Consider the following 24,037-nt stretch of genomic DNA (forward strand, 5'->3'; position numbering starts at 1 on the left):
ATGCGTATCAGTTTAGAACCCGAACAACTCCGGTCTGCGGGCAGCGGCCTGCAGCGCTCTGCGGAGCAGCTTCATACGATTGCCGAGCATTTAAACCGCCTTCTGTATTCATTCAGCCAGGAAAATGAATCCGCATGGGCCGCCGTCCACGCCAAGTGGGAGCAGGCTCGCCGCTTGTCCGATCAGTTCGGACAGGAGCTGTTCCGTTTGGGACAAGGCCTGCAGGTGAGCTCCCTATCTTTTGAAGAAGAGGACCGGCATTTTGGCGGCGCGTTGTCCAGAGGAAGAGGAAGCTATGGACAGGCGGCAAGCCTGTACCGGACACTCCGGCTGGGAACGGAATCGCTCATTCTTCCGTCGGCCAAATTTTCTCCGGGCATCATCTCCAATCCCAGATCGGCCGTCGATGCCGTGCGCAGGGAGCGGAACGAAACAAAATATAGCGCCGCAGAGCTTCCGGCGGTATGGGACACCGATCTGCCGGGTCAGCCCGGATCAACGGAAGAGCCTGCGTGGAATCCAGCCGTTTATTCAGGACAGGTGCGAAAAAAAGCGGCAGACAGAATGCTTCTGAAGGAAGCTGCCTTAAATCCGCAGCCTTGGGTATTTACCAATCCGGCTTCCGGGTTATAGCACTACCGCTGAGGATTATAAAGTGGAATGATTTAAAAAATCAAAAACCACTGATTCATTTTATTCGAATTTGGTTAAATGTTTTCGATACTCTTCCGTCCGAGGATTCCAATGAAGGGAGTAAAACCATGCCAGGTAGAATTACGGTTAATCCGGAACAAATTGAAGAGATGGCTCGTCAATTTCTTCAAGGCGGCGAGCAAAGCCGTCAGATTATCGCCGGGCTGACCAAAATGGTAAGCAGCCTGGAACAGGATTGGGAGGGGCTGTCTAAACAGCGCTTTTTCCATGAATTTCAGGAAGCAGACAAGCAAATGAAAGCTTTCGTGTACATGCTGGAGTCGATAGGCGAAGAGCTTGCGGCTATGTCAAACAAGTTCAGGAATTTGGATCAGAAACGTTTTTAGCATGGGTAAAAGCTTGAGGCCATTGCTATTGGCCTATAGTTAGTCAACGGCACGAAGCGGGCTTGCAGCCCGATACATACAATACCAGGTTTGCGCCCGCAGGATAGAGCCTTCTCTGCCGCAGCGGGCGGACAGAAAGAGGGAAAGAGGAATGGCTTTTAATCCGAATCCGGGAGATCAACTTCAAATTGGCGGAAGGGCCTACATCATTGGAACTCATCCGGCGGCTCCGGGCATGGCTTACGCGCAGGCCGGGCGTCAGGGCGTTGTGTACCAGCTGATCCCGGAAAATGGAGAAGCCAGCCTGACGATGGCCTTAAAAATCTTTTTGCCCAAGTTCAGGATCCCTTCCCATGTGCATTTATCGCAAACGATGGATGCGTTCAGCCAAATTCAGGGCTTGAAAGTTTGCAAACGCGAGGTGCTTACCCCGGAGAGGAACGGCGAACTGATTGCGGAGTATCCGGATTTGCTGTACGCCGTCCTTATGCCCTGGATCCATGGCTGGACGTGGATGGACAAGATCGCAGGAGGAGAGAAGCTTTCCCCGGCGGAAAGCCTGAATGCGGCTCGAGCGCTCGCATCGGTAGGTTCTGCCATGGAGCAGAGAGGGTTGGCCCATTGCGATTTGTCCGCGCCAAACGTCATGTTTACGGGAAACGGACAGGCAAACATCGAACTGGTTGACGTTGAACAGATGTTCAGTCCGCGGCTGGACCCTCCTGATCTGCTGCTCGGAGGATCGCCGGGATATGCGTCTTACCGGACGTCTTCGCCTGATTCTGCCCCTCACTGGAACGCTTATGCGGACAGGTTTCCCGGCGCGGTGATGATCGCCGAAATGCTGGGCTGGTGCGAACCGGAAATCCGAGCTCAAGCCTTTGGGGAAAGTTATTTTGACCCTGAAGAGATGCAGCGTTCTACGGAAAGATATCTCTTGATGGTCAAAACGCTTGACAATCGGTGGGGGAAGGAACCGGCGGAGCTGTTCGCAAGGGCCTGGGGCAGCGGGGACGCGCGGTCTTGTCCGACTTTCGGCGAATGGGTCGTTGCCTTGTCGAAGGCTTCCGTCCGCTTAGCAGCGGCCGGGCTAAAGGAAGAAGAGGTTTCTCCGGGCATTTCGGCGTCTGAAATTGAAGCCGGGGTTCCGTTTCCGGCACTGCCGGTCAAAGAAGGAGCAGATATTTTGGATGAGATTCCTCTTTCTACGTCTGCAGCGCGTTATGGCCCTGAGAGGGAAGCTGTTTTAATGGCGGAAAAGGCAAGGAAGCTGGAGCGCCAAGGCCAAAAGGAGGAGGCGCTGGGGTTGTATCGTCAAGCCCTGAAAGCTTCCGTGCAGAACAGCCCGCTTTACCACGAAATCGATGCTGCGGTTATGGAGCTTAAACAGCAAAGCCGTGAAGCCGACGTCCGGAACGAAACTTCCGGGGCAGGAAAAGATCCTAAGGACAGCCCTTGGCGGCTTCATGCCGCGCAGCGTTCGGCAGCGGTCCTCTCCCGGCGCCGTCTTTGGACCGGCGGCGGAATCGCAGCGGTTTTGCTGCTGATTTTGCTTGGTGTTCTGCTGGTTGAAGGATATCCGCCAGGAACGGCCAAACCGCTGGCCGATCCGTCAGGTTCGTCTTCTGCGCCGCCGAAGGCTGCGGGATCTCCATCCTCCGGCCAGACGTCCGGTACGGAATTGGCCCTGCAGGATGAAACGAAACAGGCTGAAGCCGACCGGATCGCCCGCGAAGAGGAAGAGAAACGGCTCGCGGCCGAAAAAGCGGAATTGGACAAGGAAAAACAGCAGGCTGAGATTAAAGCGGCGCTTCAAAAGAAATATGATCAGCAGGCCGTATATAATAAATACCTTGAATGGAAAGCAAACAAAGCGCAGCAGCAGGCCCAGGAGAAAGCGGCAGCCGAGGAGGCCGCCAAAAGGGAAGCGGAGAAAAAAGCAGCACAGGAAGCGGAACAGAAAAAACTTGAGGCCGCCAAGCTGAAGCAGGCCCAGGCTCTTAAAGCGGCAAGGCAGCAAAAAACGGTCAAAATGATCGCTTATTATAACTCGGCTTATAACGCCCAAACCGGAGGACACCGGGATATGGCGGAGAAGTACTGCCGGGATTTCCTGGCTATTTATGACACGGATGCCCAATACTTCGTTAAAACCGGCGAGATAGGCAAACGTGTCGGGCACATTTATAAGTATCTGCAGAGCTCGACTTACGAGCTGCCGGATGTTTAAGGTGCAGGCTTACAGCATAAGAAAAGAAGGGAACAAGCATGACATATACGGTACAAGCGTCACAGCGAACACCCGCATTGATCATTTACCTGATCGACATCAGCGCTTCCATGAACATGCTGATGGAGGGCAAAAGAAGAATCGACATCGTTTATGAGGCGCTTTCGCTGGCCGTCCGGCAAATGGTGTTCCGCTCCACGAAAGGCACCCGGCTCACTCCCCGCTACCGGGTAGCGATGCTGGCCTACAGCGATGAAGTGTACGATTTGCTCGGGGGAGTCAAAGGGATTGATGAAATCGCCGCATTGGGGACGCTCCCCTGGATGTCGCCCAAACGTTTTTCGGACAGCGCGAAGGCGTTTTTGCAGGCTGAAAAAATTTTGCGGGACGAGCTTCCTTACATGCAGGATTGCCCGGCGCCGCTCATTTGCCATATGACCGACGGCGTGCATACCGGACAGGACCCGCTGCCGATTGCCAAGCGGATTATGGAGCTGGGCGTTCCGGACGGCAACGTGCTGGTCGAAAATATTTTTATTACCGATCATTTGCTGAACGAACCTGTCGCGGAGCCGCGCAGATGGGGCGGAATAACGGCCGGAACAATCCTTAAGGATGACCACGGCGAGCTGCTGCGGCAAATGTCCTCCCCGCTGCCGCCAAGCTACCGCGAGATGCTGCTTGAAGCCGACTACCAGCTGTCGGAAGAAGCGCTGATGCTTCTGCCTGGTACTTGCGCCGAGCTGGTGTCCGTAGGTTTTCAAATGTCTGCGGCGACGCCGGTCAGATAGGAGGCGGTGACTTGAAGCTACCATCCAGGGGAAACGGCGGCAGAAAGCATCCCGAGCCTTTTATATGGGTCAGCCGGCAGGATAAGCTTCAGCCTATAGCCTCTTGGACTAACGGAGGATTAACCTGCCGTTATGGTTACAGCCCGTCCGCCGAAAGCAGCAGCTACGGAGAACCCGGACAGGACTTCGGGGCGGTGGCCGTCGAGGAAGGCGCAGTCCGTTTTGTCTTGTGCGACGGGGTGTCCTTAAGCTACCGGGGAGATTACGGCGCCAGGGTTTTAGGCGAAGGATTGTTTGACTGGCTGCGCAAACCGCCCGTGATGGAAAGGGAGCCGGTCGTCCGTCTGCTTGAGAAGCTGTCTTCAAAGGCGAACCGGGGATTGTCGCGGCTGGAGCTTCCGGAGGAGCTTCCACCGCTCGTTCGGGACGTTTTGCTGGAGAAGAGAAGCAGAGGCACCTCGGCCATGTTTGTTTGCGGCCACCTTATCCGTCCTTCGGGCGGAAGGGGCGGTTTGCTGCGGCTGCTTTGGCAGGGGGATTTGCGCATCCGTCTCTGGAAAGAGGGGGAAGAGAATCGAATTTTCCCGGCGGCCAGCTTCCGGACAGACGAGAGCTGGACAAGCCAGGAACCTGAACGCAAGACGGGGCAAGCAGCTGCCGCGGCGAACCTGCCGCATATGTTGACCGTGCCCCTTTCGCCGGGAGAAACAGGCGGCCTGCTGCTGTACACTGACGGTCTGGAGTCGCTTGACGTTTCTAACCTCCCGCTTTCCGAACACAAGCTGGCAAACATTTTTAACGGAGAGCCGCCTGCAGGGGAGCTGGAGGACGACGCTTCGCTGCTTGAGCTGAGCTGGAGTGCTCAACCCGTTGGTTCTTTAAACAGAAAAAAGCCGAAGAAAAAAAACTGAGGTTGCATCCAAGCAAACAGAACGTATTGGAATCTTCTCAATAAGCGGAGCGAAGGCTCTGGAGAGGTTTCAGGCTGTTTGCTTTTTTTGTTTGTCTTTTTTTTTGCGTTTTTTAGATAGGGAATTTTTAGATATAAATCTTTTGAACGGATTATTTCGAGCCTTATGATTTAGGAGTTACCCCTTTTGGGTAATACTGAGTTAGCAGGTTAGAGCTTACAGGCATTTGTAGAATATAACATCCAATTACGAAGGAGCGCGCGCATATGACAGGATTTTCTCGTAACCACCCCCGTTTTCACGGAAAAACGGCGATCGTAACCGGCGCGGGGTCGGGAATCGGCAAAGCAACGGCCATCCAGCTGGCGAAAGAAGGAGCGAAGGTGGCGCTTTTTGATTTGAACAATCAGCGGACTTCTTCGACCGAATCGGAAATTAATACGATTTTCCATGGCGTTTCGCGGGCTTTCGATGTCGATGTGGCGGACGAAGCCAGAGTGGCTCAAGCCGTCAGGGAAGCAGCCGATTATTTCGGCGGCGTGGACATTTTGTTTGCGAATGCCGGCATCAACGGGGCCTGGGGCCCGATTGAGGATATGAAGCTCGAGGATTGGGAGAAGACGCTGCGGATTAACTTGAACGGCACCTTCCTTTCGGTCAAACATGCCATCCCTTATATGAAAAAAAGAGGTGCGGGCAGCATTGTCATTACGAGCTCGATCAACGGGCTGGACCGTTTTGCCGGCTGGGGGGCTTCCGCTTACAGCACGACCAAAGCGGGGCAGGTCGCTTTCGCCAAAATGGCGGCGCTGGAGCTGGCCAAGTTCAAAATCCGCGTGAACGTCATCAGTCCGGGGGCCATAGCCACCAATATTGACGAATCGACGGAATTCAGCGACGAGCTGAAAGAAATCGTGATCCCCGTTGAATATCCGGAGGGCAGTCAGCCGCTGGCGGACGGCCCGGGGCAGCCGGAAGACGTGGCTGAGCTGGTCTGTTTCCTGGCTTCGGACGCTTCCAAACATATTACCGGAGCCCGGGTGCGGATCGACGGGGCGGAGGCTTTGCTGTAAGCTTTCAGGAGTCGTGGACATTAAAATAGACCTCGAGGCAGCCAGCCGACGGGGACTAAATAAAATAAGCCGAACATGGAGGGCCCCAGCCTCTTTGTTCGGCTTATTTATTGGTTATTACGGGTACAGGCTGCTGTCCGCAACAAGGATTTCAAGACTTTCCCATTTACTTTCCGCTGCTTAGCGGGTCCCCTCGATCAGTCGCCGGATCATTTCGGAAGTAAGCGTAAACGGCTTGCCGGAAATCCGTTCAAGCTTAAATCCGGAAATCAGTTCGGAGGCTTTAACGGCTTCCGGTCTGTCCGTCAGACCGCTGATATAAGCCAGCCATCCGATGACCTTCTCCGCCGGCACTCCGGAGCGGCGCAGATGAGCCAGGCTAAGATCTCCGTGCCGTTTTGCCAGCCGGCGCCCGTCTTCCCCCATAATCAGCGGCGCATGGGCGAACCGGGGAGGCATCCACCCCAAAGCTTCATATAAGGCCAGCTGGCGAGGGGTAGAATCCAGCAGATCGCTTCCGCGCAGCACATCGGTAATTTCCATAGCCGCATCGTCCACCGTAACGGCCAGCTGATAGGAAAACATGCCGTCCGCCCGTTTGACGATAAAATCGCCGCCGCTTGCCTCGGTGAAATGCTGAGGGCCGGCAATGCCGTCGTAAATGTCGTAGCGTTCGTTCCGGAACGCAAAACGAAGGGAAGGCCTTTTAAGCTGCGCTCGCAAATCGCGTTCCTCCGCGGACAGTCCCCGGCAGGTGCCGGGATATGCCGGGCCTTCCGAAGCCAGCCCGTGCGGAGCCCCGGCTATTTGCAGCAGCTCCGTCCGGCTGCAAAAGCAGGGATACAAACGATCCTTCTGCTTGAGCTGCCGCAGCGCCGCTTCATACCGTTCCAGCCGTTCACTTTGCGTATACGGAGCGAAAGGGCCTCCCTGCCCGGGGCCTTCATCCCAATGGAGCCCCAGCCATTCCATATCCTCAATAATCGTTTGAACCAGCTCGGTTTTGGAGCGCTGAAGGTCGATATCCTCAATCCGCAGCACAAATACGCCGTTTGCGGCCCTGGCTTGCAGCCAGGACAACAAGGCGATTTTGGCATTGCCCAGATGCATCATCCCGGAAGGGGTGGGCGCAAAACGTCCTCTTACCATAACCATCACTTCCTATCGAGTCTTTGCTTAAGTGAGCGAGGTTCGTCGTGCAGACGGAATCTGCGGTTAAAACCTGCCTGCTCTACCATTTCTCATCCCATTATCATAGCAAAAGCGGCCCCGACTTGCACGGCCGCCGGGTTTTGACAGGATTTTGCGGCCCGCTTATGATTAGAACAGCAAACCAGGAAGAACAGGAGAAACAAAGATGAAATTACCGGTTGACGATTGTTTGCCCGAGCTGGTCCAGGCGCTTGCGGAAGGCGCAAATGCGGTATTGATCGCGGAGCCGGGAGCGGGCAAAACGACAAGAACGCCGCTTGCGCTAGTCAAGGAGTCCTGGCTGGACGGTCAGGGCATCCTTATGCTGGAGCCCCGGCGCCTGGCGGCCCGTTCTGCCGCTGCTTATATGGCGCGCGAGCTCGGGGAGCAGGTGGGAGAAACGGTCGGCTACCGCATCCGGATGGAGAGCAAAACCGGCCCTAAAACCCGGATTACGGTGGTTACCGAGGGGATTTTAACCCAAATGCTGCAAAATGACCCGGCCCTGATCGGGACCGGATTGATTATATTTGATGAATTTCACGAAAGGAATCTTCATTCCGACCTTGGACTGGCGTTGGCCAGACAAAGCCAGCTGCTGCTGCGGGAGGACCTGCGCCTTTTGGTCATGTCGGCTACCCTGAGGGAAGGGCCGGTGGCGGAGCTGCTGGGCGGCGCGAAGGTGGTTCGCAGCGGAGGACGGGTGTTCCCGGTGGAAACCCGCTATTTGCCGGAGCGCAGCGAAGCGCCGCTGGAGATGCAGGTTCGCCGGACGGTTCTTGCGGCGCTTCAGGAACATGCGGGGAGCCTGCTCGTTTTCCTGCCGGGCATCCGCGAAATCCGCAAAGCCGAGCAGCTGCTGGGAACCGGCGGTCTAAATGGCGCGAAGGTGGTCAGGCTGTATGGCAGCATGACGCAGGAGGAGCAGCAGGAAGCGATTAAAGCCCTGCCGGACGGGCGGAGGAAAATTGTGCTGGCGACCTCCATTGCGGAGTCGAGCTTAACCGTGGAAGGAATCACGGTGGTCATTGACAGCGGGCTGCGGCGGACGGAGCTGTTTTCGCCCCGGACCGGGATGGGGCGGCTGACGACGGTGCGGGCGGCCCGGGACTCGGCCGACCAGCGGCGCGGGCGCGCGGGCCGGACCGCGCCCGGTGTGTGTTACCGCCTGTGGACGGAAGAGGACGACAGGCAGCTTCGGGAGGAGACGCCGCCGGAAATGCTGGAGGCGGATCTGGCGCCGCTGGCCCTGGCGCTGGCGGTGTGGGGTTCGCCCCCGTCCGAGCTGGACTGGCTGACGCCGCCGCCGCAAGGGCCTTTTGCTGCGGCGGTCCAGCTGCTCCAGGCGCTTGGCGCGCTGGACGAGGACGGGAAGCTGACCCGGTCCGGCCGGGAAATGGCCGGACTGGGCCTGCATCCGCGCCTGGGCCGGATGCTGCTGGAGGCCGGACGCCTCGGTTACGGGCGTCTGGCCTGCCTGCTCGCCGCGCTGCTCGAGGATTCCCGCCAGCTTCGCGCTGGCGGGAACGACGCCGACGTGCGGCGGGCGCTGGCCGCGCTGCTGGCGGCGGAGCGCAGCGCGGACCCGTCAGGCGCAGACCATGCCGCGCCTGGCCTGCCGGCGGCTGCCTCGCTGCAGCCGCTGCTGCGCCAAAGCCGGCGCTGGGCGCAGCAGCTTGGCGCCGGCCGGGAGCCGCTTCCTTCTAGCGCGGAAGCGGAAGACGTCTGCGGACTCCTGCTGTCGTTCGCCTTCCCGGACCGGATCGGCCAGCTGCGTCCCGGCGGTCGATACCTGCTGAGCGGCGGGCGCGGCGCGGTTTTGCCCGCCGCTTCGCCGCTTGTGGGCAGCCCTTATATCGTGGCTGCCGACGTGGACGACGAAGGGACGGAAGGCCGTATCGTCTGGGCGGCCCCCCTGGAACAGGTACAGATCGAGCAGTACTGGCGCCCGCTCATGAAGGAATCCAAACGGGTCGTTTGGGATGAGGCTACCGAATCGGTCAGGGCCTGGCATACGGTGATGCTGGGAGCGGTCGTATACAAGGAAACCCCGGATCCGAAGCCTTCCCGGGAGGATATCCAGCGAGCGCTCCTGGAGACGATCGCGGGCGGCGGCATCGGCCTGCTGCCTTGGAACGCCAAATCTCGCCAGCTTCAGGCGCGCATCGAATTTCTTGCCCGTTATGCTCCCGAAGAATGGCCGGACGTCTCCGACGAAGCGCTTCAGCGGCGGGCCGTGGAATGGATCGGCCCTTATGCCGCGGGTTTCAGGCGCAGGTCGGATTTGCAGAAGCTGAACCTGGTGCAAATGCTGGAAAGCCTTCTTACCTGGGAGCAGAAGCGGCAGCTTGATCAGGAAGCGCCTTCTGCCATCCAGGTGCCAAGCGGCTCCAGAATCGCCGTAGCCTACGAAGGACCGCAGGCCCCCTATATTTCGGTGAAGCTGCAGGAGATGTTTGGCCAACTGGATACGCCGAAGCTTGCTTTCGGCCGCGCGCCTTTGACCATTCATCTGCTTTCGCCGGCTGGGCGTCCGGTTCAGGTTACATCAGACCTGCGGAGTTTTTGGGAAAATACCTACTTTGAGGTTAAAAAAGACCTGAAAGGGCGTTATCCCAAACATTATTGGCCGGACGACCCGCTTGCCGCGGAAGCTACCCGGAGAGTGCGCCCGAACGGAAGCAAATAACAAGCGGGAATCACGATAAGCGTTTAATCCTGCTCCTCCTGGGTAAAAGTAGGTTGTACGACCTACTTTTAAGGAGGCGGTAAAGATGGCTAAGAAAATCGTAGGTGTTTTTGAAACGGAAAAAGAAGCGACGGCTGCCATTTCGGCGCTGCAGCAGCAAGGATATAATGCGGAGGGCATTTCCGTCATAACCCGGGACCGCCGGGACAGCGAAGCGATCGCCGAGGATACCGGGACCAAAGCGCCTGAAGGCGTTGCGACGGGGGCGGCTACCGGCGGCGTATTGGGCGGGGTAACCGGCCTGCTGGCGGGTCTTGGCCTGCTGGCCATACCGGGAGTAGGTCCGATTTTGGCGGCGGGACCTATTGCTGCTGCTTTAACGGGGGCGGCCGTAGGAGCCGGTGCAGGAGGCATTGTAGGCGGTCTGGTGGGTTTGGGCATTCCGGAAGAGGAAGCCCGCGAATATGAAGGTTACCTTAATGAAGGTAAAATCCTGGTTCTGGTCGATGAAGAAGAGGCAACCCGCCAGACCCGGGTGTATGATGCTTTCCGCGACAACCGGGCATTAAATGCCAGCCGATTTGACGATATCGACCCGGGAGAGGTCGGGGCGGGCGCCCATTATGGCGTAAATGACGCTCCTATAGACGGCTACACGCGGAAGTAATCTCGCGATCCGGTATACCGTCCAAGTTTTTATAGGTTCATAAAATTATTGAAATGCTTTTGAAATAAGCTTTTCAGCATTTTAAGCCCTGCGCTGGCGCAGGGCTGTTTTTTTCATTAAGAGGTTAGTTCATTAGCGATCCATTTATTAGCAGTCAGCCCACGAAATCCTGAAGAGGCGTTAATGAATCAGCCGGCTGTCCTTCACCTTTTTGACGAAAGACGAAGATACCGAATTGATGATCTCCTTCAAGCCGATGCCTACAGCGAGGGCGCTGGCCGCAAACAGGAACAGCATCAAAGCGGAGGAGCCGACGACATCCCATAAAATCCCCCCGACCGCCTCGCGCATCATGCGGATGGCATAAGTGAAAGGGAGGAACGGATAAACCGCCTGGAAAAAGGGCGGGGTCACCTGAATCGGAAAGGTGCCGCCGGAGCCGGCCAGCTGAAGCACCAGCAGCACGATCGCCATCGCTTTGCCGACGTTGCCGAAGACGGAGACAAGCGTATAGATCATGAGCATAAAAACGCTGCTGAGTACGGCGCCGAACACCACAAACCAAACCGGAGAAGCGACATAGGTACCGAGCAGCAGCAGATCCCCGGCCGTTACAAAGACGGACTGCAGCACCGCCAGCGTCCAGAATGTGAGGAACCGTCCAAAATAGACCTCATAACTGCGGTAGGAAATCCCGGGTTCATGGACTTCCACCGTCAGAAGCGAAACCAGCAGCAGGCCGCCGACCCAAAGCGAAAGAGTGGAGAAGAAGGGGGACATCGCCGAGCCGTAATTCGGAATAGGAAAAAGCTGATGCTCCGACAACGTTACCGGTTCGGCAAAAAATTGGCTTTCCTTCTGAAAATTCAGCTTCAGCAAATCGATCAGGCTCTGCAGGTCTCCTTCTTTGGCGAGCGCCCGGAGCTTCTCCGCTAATTCATGAACCTTTTGCTCAGCCTCGGGGAGCTGTCGGTTCAGAACGGCCGCTTCCCGGCTGCCGATCATAATGCCTGCGGCGGCATCGCCCAAAATTTTGCCCACCTCGGGCAAGGTTTTTTTGGCTCCTGTCAGCAGGTCGCCGGCTTCTTTCGCTGACGTTTGCGCTTCGCTTACCGTTTTTAAAATCGCCGGCTGAATGTCGCTGTCGAAGCGGTCCAGCATATCACTGGCTGCTGCCGAGATTTCGTTTGATAAGAGAGCGAAACGGTCCAGTTGGGCAGGGGGAATCGAAGCCCCGGCTTTAGCTGCATTGAGCAGCGTGCCGTTCAATTCCTCCAGCTTGCCCAGCTGGTCCGCGATTTGCGTGACCCGGCTTGCAGTCCGGCCTAAAACGGCTGATGACGCCTCGGTGCGGCTCCAATTCCGCAGGTTGTTCAGCAGCACGGCCAAACTTTCGGAAGCCTGGCGTACGGCCGTTAAGGCCGCCTGATTCTGCTCCAGCCGCGGAAGGGCTTCCCGGACCGAATCGCTTGCTTCTACGGTTTTCAGCTCCTCCGCCAAGGCGGCGGAGCCGGCCGCCGTCTGCCGGATTTGCGTTAAAACCGCTTTGGCTGCAGGGCCGGTGGACCCCAGCACAGTTTGGCTGTTTTGCAGAAAATCGGACAGGGCGGAAGCCGCCTTAAGCCCTTTGTCCGCCAAATCCTCCGCTTCCGGCAGGGCCGTTTGGACGCGCGACACGATGCTGCCTGCCTCGTTCAAATCGGTCTGAGCGGTTTGTGCGGCGCGGTTGATTTCCGGAAAACGGCTCTCCAGCTTAAAAACAAGCGAGGTGAGCTTCTGAATCAGAGGAAGCTGCTCCTGCAGCTCGGCTCCAAGTTCGTTAAACATTTTAAAAATGGCCCCGTTAGCGGTTTTAACGAAATTTTTGCTGACCTCTTCGACAATGGAGCTGGCCCCTTTGGAAGTGATTTTCGGGGCGACGGCATTTATTTTTTCGTTCACGTAATAGTTGATTTCCGCTTTCTGCAGGTTTTCGGTCAGGACGGAAGCGATCCGCTCCGAAAAATCGGCCGGAATTTCGATCGATGCGTAAAATTCCCCTCGCTGCACGCCGCTTAAGGCCGCCTCGGGGGTCGTAAATACCCAGCCGATGCTGTGATTTTCTTTTAAGGAACCGATGATTTCATTTCCGACGTTGATGTTTTTGTTCTGGACAACAGCTCCGGAATCCAGGCTGGCCACGGCTACGCTGAGCCCTTTGGTCTGACCGTAAGGATCCCAGGAGGCCAGAATGTTGAACCAGGCGTACAGCGAAGGCAACAGGACCAGTCCACCAATCACCACGGCGGCGGCCCAGTTGCGGGTCATTCTGCGAAGATCCCCGGCATAAATGGAAAAAATATGGCTCATCATGTTCTCCGATCCGCTTTTTTGCTTATTGTTTGTGAGCGGAAGGGATAATATGCCTGCTTGTTCCTTGGGACTTTGAAAGTCCTAAAGGAAAATAAATCGGATTTTTTATATTGACGAATAGAAAAGCCTGATTTATGATGGACACAACAAAAAGCAAATTTTCTGATGGCGTGTTACCATGGACGTATAAATGGGCATGAGCCAAGGAAAACTTCCCTTTAATCCCAAAGGCGCAAGTTTATCCTTGGCTCTTTTTGTTTTGCTTTTTGGGTTTTGAACGGTTGCTCTTTGAAGCGCGGCATTTATTTTTTTATGCAGGGGGCGGTGACGATGAAAGAAGCTGATGTTTTACAAGTCCAGCGGATTATAGGCAACAATGTCGTCATGGCGAACACGGTCAACACCAACAAGGAGTATGTACTGCTGGGCAAAGGAATCGGCTTTATTGTAAAAAATGAGGGTACGATAGACGTAAACGATCCCAGGATTGAAAAGAGGTTCAGGCTCGAGGACCGGGAACAGTGGAGCCAGTATCAGAGTATTCTTGAGGATTTTGATCCTAAAGTCATAGAAATCACGGACAAAATCATCGATAACATTTCCAGTGAATTTCCGGGCAAACTTAATGACAAGGTTTATCTGGCGCTGCCAAGCCATCTTCAGTTTACGATTTACCGCATCCGCAACGGCATGGACATTATCAACCCTTTTCTGCTGGAAACCAAGCTTTCTTTTCCAAAGGAATTTGAGATCGCTTCCAGAATTGCCGAAATGATCGGGCAGGAATTTGAGCTTGAAATCCCGGAGGACGAAATCGGTTTTCTTACCTACCATGTTTATTCTGCGGTAAGCGACGTCCCCGTCGGCCAGCTGGTCAAGGCCTCCAACATCGTCGGAAGGCTGCTTGAAGCGATCCAGCAGGAGAAAAACGTTGATTTCGAGCAAGGCAGCTTAAGCCATGTGCGCCTGATGCTGCATCTGCGATATTCCATTGAGCGGATTCTGCAGGGGCACTCAGTCGATAATCCCTTTGTCAACCATATCCGGTTTGAATACCGGGAAGAATACGCCCTGGCCCAGAAGCTTGGACGCATTATGGCTGAAGAGCTGGATGCCAAGGTGCCCGAAGAAGAAATTTGTTATATGGCCATGCATCTCTACCGGCTGTTTCAGAGAATCCGCAAGTAGAGACAGTTAAAGTCCGAATCATTAAAAGAAAAAACAACTTAGTCCATCTGGAGGTAAACTAGCATGTTCTCAAAATGGAGAAATAAAAGTAATACTAAACAAGCCGTCGAGATTCTGGCCCCCGTCAGCGGTGTGGCTGTACCGCTCTCCGCCGTTCCGGACGAAGCTTTTGCTGCCGGACACATGGGAAAAGGGCTTGCCGTCGAGCCGAATGAGGGCAGATTGATTTCTCCCTTTAATGGTACCGTAGCGCATGTGATCAAGTCAAATCATGCCCTCATGCTTGAACAGGAAGGATCGGGACTTCAGTTCCTTTTCCATATAGGCATCAACACGGTTTCCCTGAAAGGCGAAGGTTTTACCAGCCATGTCTCCGTAGGCGACCAGGTAAAACAAGGCCAGCTCCTGCTTGAGTTTGATCTTGAGAAAATCAAGGCGGCAGGTTATCCCGTCATCACGCCGATTATCGTGACTAACGCGGATGAACTCGTTGAAAGCCTGACGCAAGCTGAAGGTCCGGTAAAAGCCGGGCAGGATGCCGTTTTAACAATGGTTTTACGAAAATAAATTATAGATGAAAGGGTGTTGATCACATGTTGGCTTTTCTTCAGAAAATCGGGAAATCCCTCATGCTTCCGGTTGCCACGCTGCCAGCGGCGGCCATCCTGCTTCGTTTCGGCAACATCGATTACGTCAAGGATTTTCATTTCGGTGAGGTAGGCAAGTTTTTAAACCAATACGTCGCACCTTTCCTGGCTGCCGGCGGGGGGACGATTTTTGACAACCTGCCGATGATTTTTGCGATCGGGGTTGCGATCGGACTGGCCGGCGACGCGGTAGCCGCATTGTCGGCGGCGCTCGGTTACCTGATTCTGCTGCAGGTGCTTGCCAAAGTGCCTACGGTATTCACCGGTGTTATGAGCGCTGACGCCAAGCTGGATATGGGTGTTCTCGGCGGTATCTTTACCGGCTGCATCGCAGCGTTCCTGTACAGAAAATATTACAATATCAAGCTGCCGGACTGGCTCGGCTTTTTTGGCGGCAAACGTTTTGTGCCGATGGTTACTGCCGGCGCCATGGTTGTATCCGGTATTATCTTCGGTTTGATCTGGGGTCCGGTGCAGGAAGCGCTGGATACCTTCGGCAACTGGATCGTGTCTCTTGGCGGCGTCGGCGCAGGCATTTACATGCTGGCAAACCGTTTGCTCGTCCCTTTTGGCCTTCACCACATCATCAACTCGATCGTCTGGTTCCAAATCGGTGATTTCACCGACGCTGCGGGCAAAGTCATCCACGGCGACCTGAACCGTTTCTTTGCCGGCGACAAATCGGCGGGCATGTTCATGACCGGTTTCTTCCCGATTATGATGTTTGCGCTGCCGGGTGCGGCTTTTGCCATCATTCATACGGCAAGACCGGAAAGAAGAAAAGCGGTAGCTTCGATCTTTATCGGTGCCGCGGTAGCTTCCTTCCTGACAGGGATTACTGAACCGCTTGAGTTCTCCTTTATGTTTGTTGCGCCGTTCCTGTACGTGATCCACGCGATACTGACCGGTGTAGCCGGATTTATCATGTATGCGCTTGGCGTGAAATTAGGTTTTGGATTCTCAGCCGGTTTCATCGACTATGCGCTGAACTTCCCGCTTTCGACCAAACCGCTGGTGCTTATTCCGGTAGGGCTTGTGTTTGCCGTCGTTTATTACTTCTTGTTCAGGATCCTCATTGTGAAGCTGAATCTAAAAACGCCGGGACGCGAAGACGACATCGAGCTGTCCGCAAACGGAGAAGCGGCTTTGGCCGGAGCGGTAGCTTCCGCCGACAGCCAGGCGGCTAAAATTCTGGCGGCTATCGGCGGCGCCGATAACGTAGAATCCGTTGACGCCTGCATTACCCGTCTGCGGCTGGTCGTTAAAGACGATAAGGCTGTCAGCGATCCAACGCTGCGCGGCTTGGGCGCTTCTGGCGTCATGCGCCTTGGCAAAGGCGCCGTGCAGGTCGTGTTTGGACCAAGATCGGAAAGCATCAAAGACGAAATCAAGAAACTGCTGTAATCGCAGCAGCCTGCCTATTCTAAACTGCGGTTAGGCTGTGGGCCTGAGCGGTATGTGTCAGGCGAAAAACATGTAAAACCGGCGTCCACGTGTCGCCGGTTTTTTATTTTTGCAAGCATTGTTCAAGATCCTATGAAGAGGTTCAGCGGCTTCGGGGCACGAACTTTCCGTTTTGCCTTCTACCCATTATTGTCGTATATTCGTAAAAGAGCAGGAACGTCTTATTGCAAGTATAATAGAGGTTTTTTATAGCTGGAGGATTATTTGCGATGTCTTATAAACAGGTCAAATGGCTGATACTCCTGTTTCCGCCTTTGCTGGTCGGGTTGTGGGAGCTGGTGCGCCACACGCTGCTGATGCCTTATTTTTCGATGAGCATGGGGAATGCCGTTACGCCGGTCCTGCTTTTTCTGGTCAGTCTGGCTTTTTTGTTTCCTTTATTCAGGCGGTTGGAAAGAATTCAGGAGGAGCTGCAGCAGGAACGCGCGGCCAATGCCAGGCTTGAAGCGAGAGAACAGCTCGCAAGAGAACTGCACGATGGAATCGCGCAGTCGCTGTTTCTGCTGGCGGTCAAGCTGGAGAGAGCGGAGAAGCAGCGTCAGAAAGGCGAAGATATCCCGCTGGACGAACTCAGGAAAACGGTTCACAAGGTGAATGATTACGTCCGGCAGGCCATTTCCAACCTGCGGTACCCCGCGGAGGAAACGCCGCTTACGGGGGAAACGATGATCAGCCTCATTAACGATCTGGGCCGGGAAGTGCAGATCGGGCTCCACCTGCAGTGGGGGCTGGAGGAGAGACGGCTGACGGTTCAAGAGAAGGTTGAACTTCTGGCTTGTATTCGGGAAGCCGTCATGAATGCGCAGAAGCACTCCGGGCAAAACGAGGCCTATATAGAAGCTTGTCCGGTTGGCCCGGGTTGGAAGGTTACGATCCGGGATTACGGAAAAGGCGTCGCCCCCGAGGAGCTGGACAAGCCGGGAAAATACGGTCTGAGAATTATGCGGGAACGCGCGGCCAACATGGGCTGGCAGGTTTCGCTGGACACCCTTGAGGGGCAAACCGAGATCAGGATCATAAAGCCGTGACGGCTAAAGGAGAACTTGGATCATGAAAGCAAGAATATTGGTAGTTGACGATAATGCGCATGCGAGGGAAGGAATTTTCGAAATTCTGGCTGATGACGAAGCTTTTGAAGTGATCGGCATGGCTTCGGGCGGGCGGGAGGCGATCACGCTGACCGAGCAATATATGCCGGATTTGATCATCATGGATATCGGCATGCCGGATATGGACGGTCTCGAGGCGACAAGAACGATCAAGCTGCGGTTTCCCTATATCAAAATCGTGCTGGTGACGGTGTCCGATGACGCCGCTTATCTGTTTGAGGCCTTAAAACAAGGGGCCCAGGGTTTTTTGCTGAAAAATCTTTCACCCTCTACCTGGCTTGAATATTTGCATGCCGTCCTGAATGACGAAGCGATGTTTTCCAGCGAGCTGGCCCTGCAAATTTTGCGGGAAATCCCGGCGGCATCCCGTACCGAGCAGGAGAGAGAACATCCTTTAACGGCGCGGGAGCGGGAAATTCTCCAGTGGGTCGCCCAAGGAATGACCAACCGCGAGGTGGCGGAAGTGCTGGAAATTTCCGACCAAACCGTAAAAAATCATCTCAAGAACATCATGCACAAGCTGCAGCTTGAAAACCGGGTTCAGCTCACCCGCTACGCCATGGAACGGGGGTGGGTCAAAGCCCGCCGGGACAGCAAGGAGCAGCGCAGAAAACGTTAATAGTAATAAATAACGTTAGCAATCGATAAACAACGATAATAATCGAAAAAAATCATACGGACGGCCGCCTGGAACAGGGGCCGTTTTTTGCTGCCCCGCAATTTTAATGGAATCAAAAGGACTTTATTTTTGGAGATTATTCGCATGATTGCAACCCTATTTATATTATTACAACATATGAAAAATTCATAATAGTAAAAGCTATACTCCCAACTCCTTTACTACTTTCCATTAAACCTTCACTTTACTCTCCCTGGATTCTAAAAGCCCCGAAAAAAGCCTGAATTGAACCTGTTTCTAATTTTTCATATAATAAAAGAGCTTGGATTATTACCGGAGATAAGAAGGGGGAAAATCATGGCTTTTATGATTGCCCAACGGGCTTTTTTGAAGCTGTATCTGTTGAAGCTGGTGGAAGAGCACAGAGGGTACGGCTATCAGATGCTGGAAGAATTGAAAAGCGAATTCGCACCGCTGGGTTACGTACCTCCGCAAAGCGAAATTTATCGTGCTCTGCACGAGCTTGTCCAGGAAGGCGTGTTATACCGCACCAAAAAGCTGAAAGGCGGAGATCCGGGCGTCGATTTCCAGGAAATCGTTTTATACCACTTTACGGACGGGGGAATGGAGAAAGCGCAGCTGTACCGCAAACAGGTCAAAACAGATTTGGACCGGTGCCTGGGCCTTTTGAACAAGGCGACCCGCGATCATTTTGTTTGAGCGTAAGAAACTGGGAGGCCGCTTTCTTTTCTGCTGTAAGCTTATGATTTGAAATTAAAAAAAATTTAGTTGACAAGTGACTAATGACCACTTACTATAATAAATATAGTTATAAAATAAATTTTAGTTAATTCTCAGGAGGGAAACCATGGCACACGTTTTGTTTATTAAAGCTAACGGCCGCCCGGCCGAGCAATCCGTTTCCGTTAAATTGTACGAAAGTTTTCTGCACAGCTACAAAGCTGCACATCCAGAAGACGCAGTAACCGAGCTTGATCTGTTTGCAGCAGACCTTCCTTACTACGACAACGATATGCTGACTGGCCTGTACAAACTGGGCAACGATATCCCGGCTACACCGGCTGAGCAAAAAGCCGCTGACCTGGCTAATACTTACCTGGATCAATTCCTGGCTGCCGATAAAGTCGTATTTGCGTTCCCGCTCTGGAACTTCACGATTCCGGCACAATTGCTGACTTACCTGTTCTACCTGAACCAAGCCGGCAAAACTTTCAAATACACGGCTGAAGGTCCAGTTGGCCTTGTAGGCGAAAAGAAAATTGCCCTGCTGAACGCACGCGGCGGCGTTTATTCCGAAGGTCCTATGGCCGGTCTGGAAATGTCCCTGAACTATGTGAAGAACGTGCTTGCATTCTGGGGCGTTCAAAACCCTGAATTGGTAGTGGTTGAAGGCCATAACCAATTCGGAGACCGCGCTGAAGCCATCATCAGCGAAGGCGTTAAGAAAGCTGCCGAGCTGGCTGCTAAATTCTAATTTTTGACCCTTGTATAGCCTTTGTTATTAACATAAGAAAGTTAAGAGAGAGCCGTCTGAAGACGGTTCTCTTTTTTTATTTTTATAAGAAAGAGTATAAGTTTCCCGGGCTTCCCGTAAAGTAAGCTAGAAGGCAATTTGCAACATAATGAAATCAACTTGCCAATACATGGTGAATACAATTATACTCAGGTATATTTTAGGAGGAGTTGCAGACATCATGGACTTGAACTGGGAAATCGCCTTAAAAATGGGGATAGCGCTTCTATTCGGGCTGCTGATCGGGATCGACCGGCAGTTAAAGCAGAAGCCGCTTGGCATAAAAACAAGCATGGTCATCTCGATAGCCAGCTGCTTGATTACGATCGTGTCGATCGAATCCTTTCATAAATTTGCCGGACCGGACCATCCGAATATGGATCCAATGCGCCTGGCTGCGCAAATCGTAAGCGGAATAGGTTTTCTGGGCGCCGGCGTCATTCTGCGCAGGAACAATGACGCTATCTCGGGATTAACTTCGGCTGCGCTGATTTGGGCGGCTTCCGGCCTCGGAATCGCCGTAGGGGCAGGATTCTATGAAGAAGCGGCTATAGCGGTGATCCTGCTGATTATTTCCGTGAACTTCGTCCCGTATATGATAAAAGTAGTCGGCCCGACGAATTTGAATAAAAGAGACGTTAATATAAAAATCGTCTTAAAAACGAACGACTCTTTAACCGATATGATCCGTACCATTGAAAATACCCATTTCGTCAAATTGGAAGATATCTCAAAGGAACATCGCATCCGGCATTTGAAGATTAAAGACCTGGACGGCGAGCGGCAGCAGGTCAGCATGGTTTTGTCCGCGCAGCGCAAGGAATTCGCCACGGAGATTTATTATTTTATCCGTCATTTGGATTACGTGATCAGCGTGGAGGTGGAGCAATTATAAACTCTGCACCCGGTTCCCGAAGCAGCCGGGCAGCGGCGACCGACGAAAAAAGAGGGCTGGACCACGGCTCTGGACGATGCTGCACCATATATTTCCGGAAGCTTTTCGGGAGAATGAGTTCGGTAATTTGAGTTATAGGTGTGTCCGTTTCTAGGAAACAGAAGGCGAATTTGCTGTCCAACGGGATCATGTTAGAATAGAAGCTATCAAAGAACTAAAGGATGGTTGTTTCCCTTGGACAAACAAATTCTGATTGTGGATGATGACGATAAAATTGCAAGACTGGTCGAGATTTATTTATTAAATGAAGGTTTTTCGGTGGCCAAAGCCTCAGGAGGCGCCCAGGCGCTTGAAATTATGAGTAGAGAAGAGATCCAGTTAATCATTTTGGACGTGATGATGCCCGGTATGGACGGCATTGACGTTTGCATCCGGATCCGCGAAACCCATACCACGCCGATTCTGATGCTTAGCGCCAAAGACAGCGACATGGACAAAATCAACGGACTGATGACCGGCGCGGACGATTATATGGTCAAGCCGTTTAACCCCCTGGAGCTGGTTGCCCGGGTGAAGTCGCTGCTGCGGCGTTCTTCCTATCAGGCAGTGCCTTCTTCGTCGTCGGAACATGTCATTAAAATCGGCCCGCTGCAGTGCGACAAAGAGACGCATTCGGCGACTGTATACGGTTCCCCGGTCAAGCTGACTCCGATTGAGTTCGGGATTTTATATTTGCTGGCGAGCCACCCGGGGCGGGTATTCAGCTCGGAGGAAATTTTTGAGCTGATCTGGAAGGACAAGTATTTTGATTCCAACAACTCCGTTACCGTGCATATCAGCAGGCTGAGGGACAAGCTGGAGAAAGAGATGGAAGGCGAAAAGCTGATTCATACGGTGTGGGGGGTAGGTTATAAACTTGAAGGCTAGCTTACGTGTACTGGCATGGCTGTTTTGGACCGCCATTTCGTCGGTCATCGCTTTTTTGCTGTTTATTTTACTGGCGAAATCGGTCTTTATGTTTTATCCTTCCATCAACGTTCAATCGGTTCTGATTTGGGTCAACCGGTATATCGGTTATCCGGAAGCTTATTATTACGCGGCTTTCCCGATCGTGCTGCTCTTCTCTGTCTATTTCTTCCGGAGGGAGATGCGGCGCAGGGAACGGAGCTATCTGGATCAATTAATCGATGAAGTGCACTTGATCGGCCATGTTGGCCCGGATCATAAAATTACGGTACGCTCCATCGGCCAGCTCGGTCAACTGGCGGCGGATATCAACAGCATGCTGGACCGGCTGAAACTGTCGGTTGAGGAGGAACGGCGCGCGGAACAGACGAAAAACGAACTGATCACGAACATTTCCCACGATTTGCGCACGCCGCTTACCACGATTACCGGCTATCTCGGTTTGGTGGAGCAGGACAAATACCGCGATGAGGTCGAGCTTCGTTATTATATGAACATGGCCTACGAGGAATCGATCCGTTTGAAGAAGCTGATGGAGGATTTGTTTGAATATACCCGGCTCAGCAATAAAGGCAATAATATGCAGTGGGCCCGGATTAACGTCGCTGAGATGCTGAACCAGCTGGTTGCCCAGTTTGGCTGGCAGCTGCATGAGCACGGGATGGAAGCCAGGCTGGCCATTGAGGGGCAGCTAGTCATATGGGCGGACGGCGACAAGCTCAGAAGGGTTTATGAAAACCTCATTACGAACGCCATTCGTTACGGCCAGGACGGTTATTTTCTCGATATCCGCGGACGGGTGCAGGGGGACGAAATTGTTACGGAGGTCGTCAACTATGGCGAGCCGATTCCGCAGCGGGATCTCCCGTACCTGTTCGAGCGGTTTTACCGGGTCGAGAAGTCCAGAGCCCAGCATACGGGAGGATCGGGAATCGGCCTGGCGATTGCGAAAAATATCGTCGAGCTGCATCATGGCTCCATTTCCGCGGACAGCGACGAGGAACGGACGATTTTTACGGTGCGTCTGCCTCAAAAATACAACCAGCCGGAGCAGGAGAACACGTAAAAAGCGGCAAAAAAGTTACCGTTCCTCGCAAATCTTAATAAATTCTTTATAAATTCTTAGCGGTACAGTAAGCTCTGGTCGGCATAATAGAAGCTGAGCCTGGAGAAATCCGGGGGAAGCGGCGCCGTAACGGCGCCCGGATTGGATCAGAGGAGGAAACCGAAATGAAATCTGACAGTCTGGATACGATTTACAGGGAATATCAGATGGACGTGTACCGCTATTTATTGGGATTATGCAAGGATCACTATACAGCAGAAGACTTGATGCAGGAAACTTTTTACCGTGCTTTTATACATTTGGATCAAACGCAGAACGACAGGGTGAAACCCTGGCTGATCCGGGTGGCTTACCATGCCTTTATCGATAAAACCCGGAAGGAAAGCCGCATGAAAACATACGACGCTGATTACTTCCGTTCCCTGCCGGATCTAGATACGCCGGAAGCCCGGCTGATGAAGTCGGAGAACAAGGAAAACCTTTACGAACGGCTCGGGCGGTTGTCGGAGCAGCAGCAGGAAGCGATTTACCTTTATGATATCCTGGGCTACTCTTACCGTGAGGCGTCGGAAATGATGGGCATGAAGCTCTCCCGCTACAAAATCGTTTTGTATCGTGCCCGACAGCGTCTGAAACAGGATTGCCTCAAAGGCAGCCAAACCTTTTTGGAGGTCATTTAGCCCTCCGGCCATAGTTGTGCTGGGATGCAAATAATCTGTCATGTATAATAGCAATCATAACCTTTTAATAGGCAGATTATAGCAGGGAAAGAGGCGGGACGGAATGAGCGAGCAGTATCGCATCGAATCGCTGAATGTCGGCAAACCCCAGCCGCTGAAAGCGAATGCCCGGGAAGTAATGTCAGGTTTCGGAAAACGGGCGACCGAAGAACGTTTATTATTGGCTGAAACCCAATTGGAGGGAGACGGCCAAGGCGACACGGTCCACCATGGAGGCGTGGATAAAGCCGTTTGCGTGTACTGTTTTGAACATTATCCGTATTGGGAGCAAAAGCTGAACATACCGCTAAAGCCAGGTGCTTTCGGCGAAAATGTAACCCTTGCCGGAATGACGGAAGAAGACGTTTGTATTGGCGATATCTTCAAGTGGGGAGAGGCCGTCGTACAGGTAAGCCAGCCCAGGCAGCCCTGCTACAAAATTGCCGTCTACCATCAGATTCCGGAATTAACCGCATACGTCGAACAAACCGGATTCACCGGATTTTATCTGCGCGTTTTGAAGCCGGGTATAGTAAGCAGGCAGGACCTTCTGTTGAAATCGGAAAAGGATCCGCTGGGAATAACGATTGCCTATGCCAATGACATCATGTACCGCAGCAAGAAGGATCAGGCAGGACTTTTAAAAGTTCTGGAAGTGAAAGCCTTGTCGGAAAGCTGGAGAAAAACGTTGACCAAACGGCTGGAAAAGCTGGATTAAACCGCTCGTCAAACGTTTAAAGAATCGTCTGAGTTGTCCAAAATGAAGAGGGTGCCCTTACCAGTCCGGTAGCGGGTTCCTCTTTATTTTTTTGTGGAGAACCGCGGACAAGGTTTGAACAAGCCAAGACGTTAGCCTATAATGATGGATGATTTTGGAATCTGCGCA

At 53.5% G+C, this 24,037-nt stretch carries 22 protein-coding genes; 20 read left to right on the forward strand and 2 right to left on the reverse strand.

Features of this window, described 5'->3' with window-relative positions; translation table 11 throughout:
- From AC3ZPD_RS00875 to AC3ZPD_RS00900, 6 genes are all read left to right on the forward strand, one after another.
- Positions 1 to 633: a hypothetical protein gene (locus tag AC3ZPD_RS00875; RefSeq protein WP_490982376.1), complete on the forward strand. Its 633-nt coding sequence runs from the start codon at positions 1 to 3 to the stop codon at positions 631 to 633.
- Positions 634 to 761: 128 nt separating this feature from the next.
- The gene (locus AC3ZPD_RS00880; RefSeq protein WP_490982377.1) at positions 762 to 1,040 is read left to right on the forward strand and encodes a WXG100 family type VII secretion target; all 279 of its coding nucleotides are present in this window, start codon (positions 762 to 764) and stop codon (positions 1,038 to 1,040) included.
- A gap of 151 nt (positions 1,041 to 1,191) precedes the next feature.
- Positions 1,192 to 3,270, forward strand: coding sequence for a serine/threonine-protein kinase (locus AC3ZPD_RS00885; RefSeq protein ID WP_490982378.1), 2,079 nt, complete (start codon positions 1,192 to 1,194; stop codon positions 3,268 to 3,270).
- A gap of 38 nt (positions 3,271 to 3,308) precedes the next feature.
- Positions 3,309 to 4,061: a vWA domain-containing protein gene (locus AC3ZPD_RS00890; RefSeq protein WP_490982379.1), complete on the forward strand. Its 753-nt coding sequence runs from the start codon at positions 3,309 to 3,311 to the stop codon at positions 4,059 to 4,061.
- Positions 4,062 to 4,072: 11 nt separating this feature from the next.
- Positions 4,073 to 4,972: a hypothetical protein gene (locus tag AC3ZPD_RS00895; RefSeq protein ID WP_490982380.1), complete on the forward strand. Its 900-nt coding sequence runs from the start codon at positions 4,073 to 4,075 to the stop codon at positions 4,970 to 4,972.
- A gap of 266 nt (positions 4,973 to 5,238) precedes the next feature.
- Positions 5,239 to 6,045, forward strand: coding sequence for an SDR family oxidoreductase (locus AC3ZPD_RS00900; RefSeq protein ID WP_490982381.1), 807 nt, complete (start codon positions 5,239 to 5,241; stop codon positions 6,043 to 6,045).
- 180 nt (positions 6,046 to 6,225) lie between these two features.
- On the opposite strand, the gene gluQRS is transcribed toward AC3ZPD_RS00900, so the two are convergent.
- Complete coding sequence (gene gluQRS, locus AC3ZPD_RS00905) at positions 6,226 to 7,194, reverse strand: tRNA glutamyl-Q(34) synthetase GluQRS (protein WP_490982382.1); 969 nt, start codon at positions 7,192 to 7,194, stop codon at positions 6,226 to 6,228.
- Positions 7,195 to 7,402: 208 nt separating this feature from the next.
- Between gluQRS and hrpB the strand changes: the two genes are divergently transcribed.
- On the forward strand, positions 7,403 to 9,925 hold the full coding sequence (hrpB, locus tag AC3ZPD_RS00910) for an ATP-dependent helicase HrpB (protein ID WP_490982383.1): 2,523 nt from the start codon (positions 7,403 to 7,405) through the stop codon (positions 9,923 to 9,925).
- An 85-nt stretch (positions 9,926 to 10,010) separates the two neighbouring features.
- Positions 10,011 to 10,592: a general stress protein gene (locus AC3ZPD_RS00915; protein WP_490982384.1), complete on the forward strand. Its 582-nt coding sequence runs from the start codon at positions 10,011 to 10,013 to the stop codon at positions 10,590 to 10,592.
- Between the two features lie 180 nt (positions 10,593 to 10,772).
- On the opposite strand, the gene AC3ZPD_RS00920 is transcribed toward AC3ZPD_RS00915, so the two are convergent.
- Positions 10,773 to 12,944 carry a YhgE/Pip domain-containing protein gene (locus AC3ZPD_RS00920; protein WP_490982385.1) on the reverse strand — a complete coding sequence of 724 codons (2,172 nt, stop codon included), beginning with the start codon at positions 12,942 to 12,944 and terminating at the stop codon, positions 10,773 to 10,775.
- Between the two features lie 330 nt (positions 12,945 to 13,274).
- Here AC3ZPD_RS00920 and AC3ZPD_RS00925 point away from each other — a divergent pair, with 330 nt between their 5' ends.
- The 12 genes from AC3ZPD_RS00925 (at position 13,275) to AC3ZPD_RS00980 (ending at position 23,869) form a co-directional block, all read left to right on the forward strand.
- Positions 13,275 to 14,132 (forward strand): PRD domain-containing protein, encoded by an 858-nt coding sequence (locus AC3ZPD_RS00925; RefSeq protein WP_490982386.1) that lies wholly within the window; start codon positions 13,275 to 13,277, stop codon positions 14,130 to 14,132.
- A 63-nt stretch (positions 14,133 to 14,195) separates the two neighbouring features.
- Positions 14,196 to 14,699 (forward strand): PTS sugar transporter subunit IIA, encoded by a 504-nt coding sequence (locus tag AC3ZPD_RS00930; RefSeq protein WP_490982387.1) that lies wholly within the window; start codon positions 14,196 to 14,198, stop codon positions 14,697 to 14,699.
- 26 nt (positions 14,700 to 14,725) lie between these two features.
- Positions 14,726 to 16,183, forward strand: coding sequence for an N-acetylglucosamine-specific PTS transporter subunit IIBC (gene nagE / locus AC3ZPD_RS00935; protein WP_490982388.1), 1,458 nt, complete (start codon positions 14,726 to 14,728; stop codon positions 16,181 to 16,183).
- A 269-nt stretch (positions 16,184 to 16,452) separates the two neighbouring features.
- Complete coding sequence (locus AC3ZPD_RS00940) at positions 16,453 to 17,271, forward strand: sensor histidine kinase (RefSeq protein ID WP_490982389.1); 819 nt, start codon at positions 16,453 to 16,455, stop codon at positions 17,269 to 17,271.
- 22 nt (positions 17,272 to 17,293) lie between these two features.
- Complete coding sequence (locus AC3ZPD_RS00945; RefSeq protein ID WP_490982390.1) at positions 17,294 to 17,971, forward strand: response regulator; 678 nt, start codon at positions 17,294 to 17,296, stop codon at positions 17,969 to 17,971.
- A gap of 357 nt (positions 17,972 to 18,328) precedes the next feature.
- Positions 18,329 to 18,691 carry a replication termination protein gene (locus tag AC3ZPD_RS00950; protein ID WP_490982391.1) on the forward strand — a complete coding sequence of 121 codons (363 nt, stop codon included), beginning with the start codon at positions 18,329 to 18,331 and terminating at the stop codon, positions 18,689 to 18,691.
- 148 nt (positions 18,692 to 18,839) lie between these two features.
- Complete coding sequence (locus tag AC3ZPD_RS00955; protein WP_490982392.1) at positions 18,840 to 19,466, forward strand: FMN-dependent NADH-azoreductase; 627 nt, start codon at positions 18,840 to 18,842, stop codon at positions 19,464 to 19,466.
- A gap of 220 nt (positions 19,467 to 19,686) precedes the next feature.
- Complete coding sequence (locus tag AC3ZPD_RS00960) at positions 19,687 to 20,400, forward strand: MgtC/SapB family protein (RefSeq protein WP_490982393.1); 714 nt, start codon at positions 19,687 to 19,689, stop codon at positions 20,398 to 20,400.
- A gap of 234 nt (positions 20,401 to 20,634) precedes the next feature.
- Complete coding sequence (locus AC3ZPD_RS00965) at positions 20,635 to 21,327, forward strand: response regulator transcription factor (RefSeq protein WP_490982394.1); 693 nt, start codon at positions 20,635 to 20,637, stop codon at positions 21,325 to 21,327.
- Positions 21,317 to 22,432: a sensor histidine kinase gene (locus AC3ZPD_RS00970; RefSeq protein WP_490982395.1), complete on the forward strand. Its 1,116-nt coding sequence runs from the start codon at positions 21,317 to 21,319 to the stop codon at positions 22,430 to 22,432. The genes AC3ZPD_RS00965 and AC3ZPD_RS00970 overlap by 11 nt, the downstream gene beginning before the upstream one ends.
- A gap of 164 nt (positions 22,433 to 22,596) precedes the next feature.
- Positions 22,597 to 23,112 carry a sigma-70 family RNA polymerase sigma factor gene (locus AC3ZPD_RS00975; RefSeq protein WP_490982396.1) on the forward strand — a complete coding sequence of 172 codons (516 nt, stop codon included), beginning with the start codon at positions 22,597 to 22,599 and terminating at the stop codon, positions 23,110 to 23,112.
- A gap of 103 nt (positions 23,113 to 23,215) precedes the next feature.
- Positions 23,216 to 23,869, forward strand: coding sequence for an MOSC domain-containing protein (locus AC3ZPD_RS00980; RefSeq protein ID WP_490982397.1), 654 nt, complete (start codon positions 23,216 to 23,218; stop codon positions 23,867 to 23,869).
- Positions 23,870 to 24,037 lie beyond the last annotated feature (168 nt).

This window comes from Paenibacillus mobilis (assembly GCF_058267595.1).